1 protein-coding gene is annotated in these 1,851 nt (G+C 62.5%); it reads right to left on the bottom strand.

Annotation, left to right across the window (positions count from 1 at the left end):
* The coding region (locus AC1DPX_RS35040) for a beta strand repeat-containing protein (RefSeq protein ID WP_477242584.1) at positions 1–1,851 on the bottom strand (1,851 nt) is incomplete at both ends.

Below are 1,851 nucleotides of genomic sequence, written 5' to 3'. Positions count from 1 at the left end.
GTGTCATTGGTGATGACGTTGCCGGTGGCGTTTGCGCCGCCCGAGCCGTTGGCGGTGCCACCCTTCTCGGTTGCCGCGTTCGCACCCGCGCTGGCGCTGGTGTCGTTCACACCGACAGGCGCGTCGTTGGCGCCATTGATGGTGACCGTGAAAGCCGTGCTCGTTGAGGCAGCACCGTCCGTCGCCGTCGCGGTGAAGTTATCCGATGTGGCGGCGGTCGCCGCGTTGATGGCGCTGTCATTCTCCTGATAGGTGTACTGGCCCGTCGAACTTTTCACATAAAGCGTGCCGAAGCTCCCCACCTTCGAGACATCGTATGTCACCCCGCCGATAACGGTGCCGCCACCGGTCGTTCCGCCGGTGATACCGTAGCTCAGCGTGTCAAAATCGCGATCCGAGCCGGACAACGTCCCCGACGATGGACTGAACGTGTCGTTGCCCGCCGTGTCGTTGTAGGTCGGGCCAGTCACTGCCGCGAGCGTCGGCGTGTCGTTCACTCCAGCTATGTTGATGGTCAGGGTCTGTGTGGCTGATGCCCCTGAAGCATCCGTCACCGTCATTGTGAAGAGATTGGAAGTATTTGTCTTCTGGCTCTCGATTTGCGAGTCTGTTGGAACGAATATGTAAGCACCCGTCAGGCTGTTGAGGTACAGAGGCCCGTAGAACGAGGCCTTTATGATGTCGTAGTTGTCGCCATTGACAGTGAAGGCCCCCGGAATACCATTGTCGATCGAATAGACCTTTGTGTCACCGGCATCAGGGTCTGTGCTGCTTAGAGTGCCGCTGATTGGAGTAAACGTGTCGTCAGCCGGTGTGTCTGTATAGGTATGCGCCGGCACTGGAGCCAGGGTGGGCACGTCGTTGGTGCCGTGGATGGTGACGGTGAGCGTGGTCGAGGAGGTGGCGCCATTGGCATCCTTGACCGTGTAGGTGAACTGATCCGTCGCCGTGGCGCCCTGGGCSAGCGCRTTGGTGTCGGTRTCGGCATTGTTGAGCGTGTAGGTGTAGCTGCCGTTCGAGCCGATGGTGACCGATCCGTAGGTCCCAACCACCGCCGAGCCGACATTGGCCAACAGGCCGTTGACGGCCGAAACCGTCTTGGTGTCGCCGGTGTCGACGTCGGTGTCGTTGGTGAGCACGTTGCCGRTGGCCGAGGGATCGCCGGCGAAGGCGATGTTGCCGGGGTTGACGCCGGACTCGGTGACCGCGTCACCAGCRTTGGTGTCGGCGACSGCRATCGGRGCGTCGTTGGTGCCGGTGATGGTGATGGTCAGCGTGGTCGAGGAGGTTGCGCCRTTGGCATCCTTGACCGTGTAGGTGAACTGATCCGTCGCCGTGGCGCCCTGGGCSAGCGCGTTGGTGTCGGTGTCGGCATTATTGAGCGTGTAGGTGTAGCTGCCGTTCGACCCGATGATGACCGAGCCGTAGKTTCCAAYCACCGCCGAGYCGACATTGCCGGCCACGCCGTTGACGGCCGAAACCGTCTTGGYGTCGCCGGTGTCGACGTCGGTGTCGTTGGTGAGCACGTTGCCGGTGGCGGACGGATCGCCGGCGAAGGCGGTGTTGCCGGGGTTGACGCCGGCCTCGATGACGACGTCGCCGGCGTTGGTGTCGGCGACGGCAATCGGGGCGTCGTTGGTGCCGGTGATGGTGATGGTCAGCGTGGTCGAGGAGGTTGCGCCRTTGGCATCCTTGACCGTGTAGGTGAACTGATCMGTCGCCGTGGCGCCCTGGGCGAGCGCGTTGGTGTCGGTGTCGGCATTGTTGAGCGTGTAGGTGTAGCTGCCGTTCGACCCGATGATGACCGAGCCGTAGGTTCCAACCACTGCCAAGCCGACATTGCCGGCCACG

Source organism: Mesorhizobium sp. 01N446, from assembly GCF_056399285.1.
Note: the sequence above shows the minus strand (reverse complement) of the source record. Positions and strands in the feature narration are given on the sequence as shown.